Source organism: Colwellia sp. (assembly GCF_013215345.1).
In the GTDB taxonomy this organism is placed as follows: domain Bacteria; phylum Pseudomonadota; class Gammaproteobacteria; order Enterobacterales; family Alteromonadaceae; genus Colwellia.
Genome location: NZ_JABSOV010000051.1, coordinates 19,216 through 28,785 on the forward strand (window position 1 = coordinate 19,216; position 9,570 = coordinate 28,785).

A 9,570-nucleotide genomic window follows, 5' to 3' on the forward strand; every position below is an offset into this window, starting at 1 on the left:
GAATATATTATGTTTAAAAATTTATCTGCGGGTCTCATCTTTGTTGCTGCACTTATCACTAGCCCAATATCCATGGCAACACTGATAGCAAGTTTTGATGCTGGTACTGAATTATCTATATCTTCAAGTTTTGCTTCGAGTGAATTTGAATCTTTTTTTGATGATGACTTTTTAGACATCATGGGACTCGCATCAGGGAGTGTATCAGGCAGTGGAGATGGCAGCTCAACACTTTCAGCTGAGGAATTGGTAATGCTAAGTGCTTTCGCTGATGGCTCAGTAACAGGTACACCTGGGAGTGTTGAAGGATTTTACCTTTCATCGGGTGAACTAATTATTGAAAACACAGGAGGTGAAACACTGGCCGGAGAAGTGTTTTTTGACATTTCGATGGTCGCTGCCATTTTTACCGAAACTGGCGATGAATGGTCAAACGCTTTTAGTATGCTAGTGATAGGTTTTGAAATATACGATGATCTGGGGGAGTTAGTAGATGAGGATATATTATTTGATGAATTCATTGAGTTTGATAGCAGTTTTGAGGGGACGGGGGATTTCAGTGATAGCATCATAGATTCGTTAACTGAGGAAGTCAGCCTTGATAGTGGCGAAAGTATTATTTATTACTTCGAATTAGATGCCTCAGGCTTTGCCGATACCGTAAGAGAGCCAAGTTTGACTATACCTGAGCCTTCAATACTGGTGCTTTTTTCATTAACAATAATGGCCTTAGTAGCACGGAGATATAAGAAGTAAACACGGTGGTTTTTTATCGGTAAATAATTGACAGCAGTACGATAGGGGAAATAAATTTTATCCATAATCATAAAACACCACTCAGTTTTATTGATGTTTTATGATTAGAAAGCACACTTTTTTGTAACAAAAGTTAGCAATAATTAGAAGTCGAATTGAATATAGACACCCTTATAGTTACTGCCGCCTTTAATACGGCTAAACTGAGAAGCTTTAGCAAAAATAGATGAGCTATGGTGCATACTATAACCTAACCAAGTTTCATTTAATGTATTAACTTTGAATACATTACTTAGGTTAATATCAAAGCTAATATCTATGTACTTCATTAACTCACTTGGACGACAACCTCTCTCCTCCATTTAAATCGCTTTAATATGAGTAACTAAGCTACCTTAAGCTGATAATTGTTAATAGTATGTTATATTATGCCCGCATAAAAGATCATTTGAATGATGTATTGATTAGCCCAAATAATTAGTTATGTTGTAACTATTTTTACATGAAAAGGAAGTTCTTGTATGTTAGTAAAAAAAAGTAGCCTTATTGTCTGCACCATATTGGCCGTATCTCTTGTTGGTTGTGGTAGTGATTCGGTACCTCCGGCACCTATTGCAACTCCGGCACCTATTGCAACTCCGGCACCTATTGCAACTCCGGCACCTATTGCAACTCCGGCACCGGAAGAAGCTGTTCCTATCGTAGAGCAGACAATCACTTTTAGTGGTAAAGTTATTGACGGTTACGTCTCTGGAGCCACGGTGTGGTTAGATTTAGATGGTGATGGTAAATTTGATAAACAAACTGAGCCATCAGTCGTTTCTACTGAATCAGGTAACTATAGTTTTGAATTTACTGCCGAGCAGGCATCTTGTGTACCGTACTCTGCCATGTATGTAGATGTGCCTGTTGGTGCTATTGATGAAGATCTAGGTGAAGTGACTGAAGCATACCTGATGTCTTTTCCTCCATCGATAGTCCCTATATCGGATGATGATATTCGTAATATATCGCCATTAACTTCAGAGATTTGGGGACAACTTAGCCGTCAACTTAAAGGAAGTGGTAAGAGAAACTTGAGTTGTGAGGAACTTAAGACTGATACCGATTTACGTACAGAATTAAAGCGTGATATAGAGGCGGTGTTATTAAATCTGGTTGAACATTACAATTTATCTACAGAGCAGATTTATGCTGATTTCATTGCCAATAATGACAGTGACGCCTATAACAAAGCTCAGTCTATTGTTATAGGTTTGAAAGCCGGGTACAAACATAAACAAGCATTGGCAGTGGCATATCCAGGTGCAAATGAAATTCGCGTAGTTATCTATCAAGATAAGGCTAAAGATAAGGAATATAACTACACCGACGCTTGGTATCGCGATGAAATTATCTTTACCGACACTGGATACTTTATGGAGCAGGTGAGGTTAAAAGGTGCAGGTTCATTAGATAAAGTTGATGTGGTATTAACTAAGCTCCATGAATTAGGATCGGCTTGGGGGGAACAGTCCTTAAAGGGGTTGTTAAGTATTAGAGCAGATGTTTATATCAATATGGATAAAACATATCGCTGTGGCAATATTGAGCGTATCAGTTTTGACAAAGAGGGCATTCATTATGAACTTGGTAATAGCGCACCAATGGTGACCTTTCCGACTCTGGCGGAGTGTATTAATACCAATTTAGAAACCCCTTATGAGCGTAACTTTAGCTTAAGTTATGTTGAAGATGATCTTTATTACAGTGCTGTATTTTACTTTAGAGAAGAAAACGCTGACTTTCAAACATTAGCTGATTGGGTAAATATTAAAGATAAGGCTGCTACTTTAGAGCCAGCAGAGTTGTTTACTGCTTTTGATATCATGCCTTATAAGTTTGATGATAAAGTTGTAATTGATGTTAGTTATTGGCGTAAAAATAAGGCCGCTGGTAATGTTATTATTCACAAAAATGATGAAGGTAAGTGGCGTAAAGATACTAAGCAAGATGATGGTACTACAGTCTTTGAATGTGGCGTCGATGGCATTAACTGGTCGGCATGTATTTAACAAATATTGGTATAATTACTTAAGCCTCCCAAAGTAAACTTCCAAAATTAAATGCCAGTTAAATACTGGCATTTTTTCTCCTGGTATTTTAAAGGGCTGACATAACCGACTTTAATATGCTTGATATACATTCAGCTATATCACAGAAGCATAAGCTTTAAATAATATACCTGAATCTAGCTTTGACTAAAATGCGGCAGTAGGTATTATTGGCGCTGAGCGCAGACTAGATTTAGATTTAGGGTTTGGGTCTTTATTGAGATCTTGCATGGTGGCAAGATAACCAGCAATAGAAAAATCACTGGTGTAGCCTATTGGGGCTGTGTCGTGCTCTCTTAACCATTCTTTGCAAACATCACTAGAGTTATGATTACCAATACATTGTCCATTACCAATAGAAGCGGTGTAATGCAATCCTGCTATTCCACGAATAAATCGTACAATATGACCCGCAGGTATATTTTTAGCCGTATCAAGAGACGTTGTCGGTTGACTCCAATTCCAAAATGTTGGTAGTGCATGACCTGATTGGGCACCGTTTTCTTTAATCCACTTTAATGAAGTAACGTCGGCTAAATACATCCAAATATTGACACTTTCATAACAAGCTGTGTCAATTTTATTTTTTCCGGTAACTGCTTCTCTGTAGCATAGCTCAGCCATTAATTTCAGCTAGTATGCCAAGTTATGTTGATTCAAAAAGCGACTGATACTCTGATTTACAGGATGGTTAAGCATTATTCTTAAACGTTATATGTTATAAATACGGAGTTACAATACATTAACAATATAATTTTTCTGTGAAGAAAGTCGTTATCATTATTAAGGACAACATAAATGTTTATTAACAAGTCTCAACTGACTAAGGCATTAACCCTAGCACTAGTCACTTCTGGTATTGCATTATCAGGCTGTGAGCAAGCAAGCACCACAACGCAAGTAAAAAATTCATCATCAGCCAGTACAAGTATTGTTCGTATGAAAAGCGAATCTCTCAATGCTACTTACGCAGAAATGCGCGCTAAACAAATAAGTGATGTGAGCTATGACTTACACGTAAAAATAGATAATAAAAGTGAAAGTTTTTCGGGTTCAACAACACTAAACTTTGAATTAATCGAAAATAACCAGAATGATGTAACTATAGATTTTGATGAAGGCACAATAAAATCATTAACCGTTAATGGTAAACAAGTTAACTTTAGCTATGAAAAGTGGTTTATTACCATTCCCGCTGCTGAGTTAACTCCAGGTAAGCAAAGCATTATTATTGATTACGAACGTGCTTATTCGACTGACGGCTCTGGTTTTCATCGTTTTGTAGACCCTAAAAACGGTGAAGTGTATTTATACACCGATTTTGAACCTTATGATGCAAACCGTTTATTTCCTCATTTTGATCAACCAGACTTAAAAGCCAGTTACAAAATTGAAGTAACTGCACCAGCTCATTGGCAAATCATTAGTGCAACACGCGAAACCAGTATTAGTGAAAATGGCGATACTAAAGTTTGGTCATTCCCTGCTTCTGCAAAATTCTCTTCTTATGTCTTTTCTCTTCATGCAGGTAACTACGCAGTTTGGGAAGATGATTTTGAAGGTATGACATTACGTTTATTTGCTCGTCAAAGTTTGGCGGAATACGTAAAAACTGATGAGTGGTTTATCCCAACTAAACAAAGTTTTGCATTCTTCAACAAATACTTTGACGTGAAATATCCTTTTGGAAAATATGATCAGATTGTAGCACCTGACTTTAACGCAGGCGCAATGGAAAACGTTGCTGCAGTTACTTTCAGTGAAGGTTATATCGCACGCGGTGAAAAATCGACCAGTGCTCGAATGAGTTTAGCGAATGTTATCGCTCATGAAATGGCACATATGTGGTTTGGTGATTTAGTAACAATGCGTTGGTGGAATGGCTTATGGTTAAATGAAAGTTTTGCAACTTATATGGCTAATTTAGCTATTGCTGAAGCAAGTGACTTTGAAAATAACTGGGATGTGTTTTACTCAGGTACTAAACAATGGGCTTACCGCACAGATGACTCGGTAAATACGCATGCAATTGAACTACCTGTTGCTTCGACAGGTGTTGCCTTGTCAAACTTTGACGGCATCACTTACGGTAAAGGTGCTTCAGTGTTAAAGCAGTTACCTTATTACTTAGGTGAAGAAAACTTTCGTGTTGGTGTGAGTACATATCTGAAAAAATTCTCTTACCAAAATACTGATCTTGAAGACTTTATTGGTGAATTAGGTAAGGCTGCTGGTAAGGATATGACCCAATGGACACAAGATTGGCTATTTAACGCTGGTTTAAACACTATTAAAGTCAATTACCAATGTAGCGAGGGTAAAATTAGTGAGTTTGCTATAAAGCAAACCGCGCCTGAAGGTTATCCTACGTTACGCGAACAACGTGTTCAGATTGGTTTATACAATGTTAATGCTGATGGTAATGCCATGAGTTTAACGTCAGCAACACCAATCATGTATAAAGGTGCTACCACTAAAATTAAAGAAGTTATTGGTCAAGTTTGTCCTGATTTGGTTTATCCAAACGAAGCTGATTGGGGGTATGTAAAAGTTGATCTTGATGAAAAGTCATTAGCTTCAGCTCAGAAACATATCAATGCTATTGATAATGCAACCATGCGTTTAATGTTATGGCAGAGTTTGTCTGACAGTGTTCGTGATGCAAATTTAGCAGCTGACCAGCTAGTGAATTTTGCTATGGCTAACATTGAAGGTGAAACTGATTATAACGTAACACGTAAAATTGCCAGCACATTAACATCAGCCCTGAACTACTTAACGGTAGCAACACGCTTAGAGCAAAACGATTACTCAGTGCTTTATATGGAAGTTGAAGATTTATACTTAGATTTATTAGAAAAAGCGGAAGCGGGCTCTGATTTTCAAAAACTTTGGTACAGCCGTTATGTTCGTGTAAGTAAAACAGCAAAGCATTTAGATAATTTGAAAAATATTTTAAATGGTGAGCTAAGTTTTGATGGTATAACTATCGATCAAGATAAACGTTGGTCATTAGTCGCTAAAATGAACCGTTATCAGCATGGTAATTATCAAGCATTATTAACTTCTGAAGCCACTAAAGATATTACTGATTCAGGTGTTAAAAGTGCTATTTACGCAGAAGTGTTACGTCCTGAGGCCGAAGTTAAAGCAAAATGGTTTAACGTGGTTATTAATAACCCTGACAAACTAAAACTTTCTACACTTCGCTATATTATGTGGGGTTTATTCCCTTCAGAACAACAAGCTTTAGAAGCACCTTATAAAGCTAAGATTTTAGCGCATATTCCTAAATTAAATGAAGGAAGTGATTTGGGTTTATTAGAGTCTTTTGCCGGTAGCATGTTGCCATCTCAATGTACGCCAGCAAGTGAAGTGGAATTAGCACAACTGATTAAAGAATACAGTGAAATGAAGCCACAAGTATTAAAAGCCGTAAAAGCGAGTCATCAGAATATAGGTCGCTGTGTTAAAGCGCTAACGTTATTAAAACTGAGCGCTAATAATACTTAGGTTCAAATAATAAGTGATTGAATAGATAAACTTATCTAAATGATAAAAGGGCATTATGAATTTCATAATGCCCTTTTTTTAGCTGTTACTTTTATCTGTACTATTTATTCCAATGTCGTTACAAAGTAGCCCATCGCTTTTTTAAGCCAATAGCATGAACAATACCAAAGGTTAAACAGATCAGAGAACTCCACAGCCAAAACTCAGGGCTACGTCCCATCGGATTATTCTTTAAGGTAAAACTCATCAAGGTAAAACCAGCTAAACCTCGTACTAAATAGACTAAGGTAATAAGGGAAAGAGCTAAGCGAATAAACGGTAATCTAATTATCAGCCCTGCAGCAGAAAAAGCATAAGCTGACCAGAGTGATAACACTGAAAATATAACCAAGGTAATGATGGTCGGTTGCCAACTACCTTGCTCAGCCATTAATACCATTTGCTCGCCAGCGCCGAAGAAGCGATACCATGAGCCTTGTGGCTTAGTCGAATAGAAAGGTACAAATAAGTTATCGTTATTGGCAATGCCTTGGCCGGAATCGATAATATTAATAGTGGTTTGATGCTGATTTTGTTGCCACAGCATTTGTACCTCAGGACTCGAGTTACTGCTTTCACAGGCTTCAAAAGCATTCTTAATTAAGTTAATTAAAGCTTGCTCTAATTGGCCTGCATCAGCGAGAAAAGGGAAAGCGCTTTCATTCAGTTCTATTGATAGGTTAGGGAAGATGGCTTGCATGCGTTGAACTATGTCTTTTGGATATACCTTTGCCATTTTTTCTGGCGCTAGTTTACTAAAGGCGGAGTAGTTTTCGACAAACTCTAACAACTGCAGCGAGCGCTTTTCAATAACTTGTAATATGTTTTTTTCGAGGCTTTCTTGCTCAGGTGTTAAAGGGCCCATTAACTTCATTTCTTGTAAGGATTCAGTCATAGAGTAAATGGGCGCTAATGAGTTTCTTACTTCATGATTGAGCACTCTTATTAACCGTTGCCACACTTGTTTTTCGTTGGCTCTAAGTTGTTGCTCTATTGAGAACAACACCAATAATTGAAAGTTTCGGCCACTGCGCTTTAACACGTGGTGTGTTACTTCAAAGCGTTGATACTTAGCCTTTAATCGGCCATAACCGGCAACATTTACTTTGAAGTCACCTTATTTTACTTCGCTAATGCGCAGTGAGCTTAGTTCCACTTGTGGTTCACCGCCGCCCCAGAGTAGTAATATGGTCATCAATAAAATAATGCCCGCGAGTAGGCTTTTTTTTATTAAAGCCTTGTAGTTTTTTTTGCTGTGTCGTTGTTAGGTCCATGCTGTCGTATTTTCAATAATGTTAATGGTACGTAGTTATTGAAAACTAAAGAGCTAGAAGCGTGCCAAAATATTACCTATTGATTTATAAACGTATTTTGTTTTATTGCTTGTGTGATTTCCCTGTGTTGGGAATTGACATTTATAAGTGGGAATTAGATCGCAGCTTTGTGGGTCTATAACTCCAATAAGGACCATTTGCTATAATAGCTATTGGGTTAAAGTTAATGGTTATGATTTTTTATGAATAAGATTTCTTTAAAGTTAGTGTTGTTATTAGTACTGTTATTTCAGTCTAGCTATAGTGTCGCTGACCGTTTTAAAGTTGTTTTTTTAAACCCAGGCTTTCCAGCCGAAAATGCTACGGGCAACTTTTGGACTAATGTTACACAATTTATGGATGCCGCAGCGGAAGATTTAGATATTGAATTGGTTACTGTATATGCTTATCGCAATCATATTTTAATGAAATCATTAATTAAGGAAATAGCAGCAGAAAAACCCAAATATGTTGTCTTAGTTAATGAAAAAGGCATAGCGTTAAGTATTATTAAGCAGCTTGCTAGATATGACATAGCTAGCTTTATGCTATTGAATAGCATAAATGAAAAAGATTTGGTGTTATTGTCAGCTAAAGAAAAGCGCCTGCTAAAAGGTAGTGTTACTCCTAATAACTATAACGCTGGAAAAAAGCTACTTAATGGTTTAGTGACATTATATAAGTTACATAAAAATAAAGCGGATAAAAAACAACTTATCAAAATACTTGCCCTGCAAGGGGACTACACAACGCCGGCATCACTTGACCGAGAGCTAGGCTTCAACGACGCTTTAAAAGCTAACCAAAACTTACTGGCTGTTGACAGCACTGTCTCGAACTGGTCTAAAGAACAAAGTTATGAAAAAGTAACAGGTATTTTGCAGCACACTCACATCGATATTATTTGGGCAGCCAATGACGCTATGGCATTTGGGGCAAAAAAAGCGGTGTTAGCCGCAAAAAATTATCAGCCAATCTATATAGGGGGTATTAACTGGGATATTGATGATATCAACTATCCGGTGGATTTATCTTTTGGTGGTCATGTTGCTTTAGGGGCAAAGTCATTAGTAATGCTAAAAGATATTGATAACAACAGCCTTGTAAATGATAACAGGCATCAGGTAGTTGATATTTTTGAGTCTAGCTTAAGTCCTTCTTATCATGATTTTACTCAGAGGTTAAGCCTAAAACAACTAGGACATTATGACTTTTCTCGATTTAGTATATCTTCAGCAGAGCCATTAGTTTTCTCTATTGATAACTTAGCTAAGGTCTTTACTCCCCAACAGGCGAACAAAAATTAACTTAGTTTGCTGAAAGCCTATCAACGCTAAGCACACTTTATTACTTGGTTACTACGTGTTTCACCTTTACCATCAGAGTTACTGTCCGTGGTTACGTAAAATCTGCTAGAACGGGCTATGACTATGCTCTAGACAGCTATTGATAGCCTTTCGGGCAATACCTTAATGTGCCGTTACTTAAGCCAAACAAATGCCCCGTTGCTTGGTAGGTAATTTTAGTTATATTTTTTGCGTATGTGAGTATATCTCCTGATTTTATCGGACTCTTAGTTGCGATCAATAGTTCATTGTTGGCGCTATCAAATTGCTGATTTTCATTGTAATCAATAAATACACTGAGCTCTTCGTGCCAGTCGCTCGAACATGCGCCATTGCCTGCTATTGGGCAGATAATAACATTACTGTCACTGCTAATAGCGTGATTTCGGGCGGTAAGTAACAAGCGGGATAGACGTGAAATTTCATTATCAACCCTGAGCTGGACAATAAAGTGGTCTAAGTTAGGTAAGGCAATGCTGGTGAGTATCGAAGTAATTCCTATACTGAGCA

7 protein-coding genes and 1 pseudogene are annotated in these 9,570 nt (G+C 37.4%); 4 read left to right on the top strand and 4 right to left on the bottom strand.

All coding sequences use genetic code 11. From position 1 onward, the window contains the following. Positions 1-9 precede the first annotated feature (9 nt). The gene (locus HRT50_RS09675) at positions 10-756 is read left to right on the top strand and encodes a PEP-CTERM sorting domain-containing protein (RefSeq protein WP_291613862.1); all 747 of its coding nucleotides are present in this window, start codon (positions 10-12) and stop codon (positions 754-756) included. A 143-nt stretch (positions 757-899) separates the two neighbouring features. On the opposite strand, the gene HRT50_RS09680 is transcribed toward HRT50_RS09675, so the two are convergent. Then, positions 900-1,118 carry a hypothetical protein gene (locus HRT50_RS09680; protein WP_291613864.1) on the bottom strand — a complete coding sequence of 73 codons (219 nt, stop codon included), beginning with the start codon at positions 1,116-1,118 and terminating at the stop codon, positions 900-902. A 159-nt stretch (positions 1,119-1,277) separates the two neighbouring features. Between HRT50_RS09680 and HRT50_RS09685 the strand changes: the two genes are divergently transcribed. Further along, entirely contained in the window at positions 1,278-2,810 is a 1,533-nt protein-coding gene (locus HRT50_RS09685; protein ID WP_291613866.1) for a hypothetical protein, read from the top strand. A gap of 186 nt (positions 2,811-2,996) precedes the next feature. On the opposite strand, the gene HRT50_RS09690 is transcribed toward HRT50_RS09685, so the two are convergent. Further along, on the bottom strand, positions 2,997-3,473 hold the full coding sequence (locus HRT50_RS09690; RefSeq protein WP_291613868.1) for a hypothetical protein: 477 nt from the start codon (positions 3,471-3,473) through the stop codon (positions 2,997-2,999). Between the two features lie 174 nt (positions 3,474-3,647). On the opposite strand from HRT50_RS09690, the gene pepN reads away from it, so the two are divergent. Further along, complete coding sequence (gene pepN, locus HRT50_RS09695) at positions 3,648-6,362, top strand: aminopeptidase N (RefSeq protein ID WP_291613869.1); 2,715 nt, start codon at positions 3,648-3,650, stop codon at positions 6,360-6,362. A 118-nt stretch (positions 6,363-6,480) separates the two neighbouring features. Here pepN and HRT50_RS09700 read toward each other — a convergent pair. Next, positions 6,481-6,834, bottom strand: a pseudogene (locus HRT50_RS09700) (hypothetical protein); the annotation flags it as partial. 1,083 nt (positions 6,835-7,917) lie between these two features. On the opposite strand from HRT50_RS09700, the gene HRT50_RS09705 reads away from it, so the two are divergent. Next, on the top strand, positions 7,918-9,021 hold the full coding sequence (locus HRT50_RS09705; RefSeq protein WP_291613870.1) for an ABC transporter substrate-binding protein: 1,104 nt from the start codon (positions 7,918-7,920) through the stop codon (positions 9,019-9,021). 136 nt (positions 9,022-9,157) lie between these two features. Here HRT50_RS09705 and HRT50_RS09710 read toward each other — a convergent pair. Continuing rightward, on the bottom strand, positions 9,158-9,570 hold a 413-nt coding region (locus HRT50_RS09710), incomplete at its 5' end, for a GspH/FimT family protein (protein WP_291613871.1).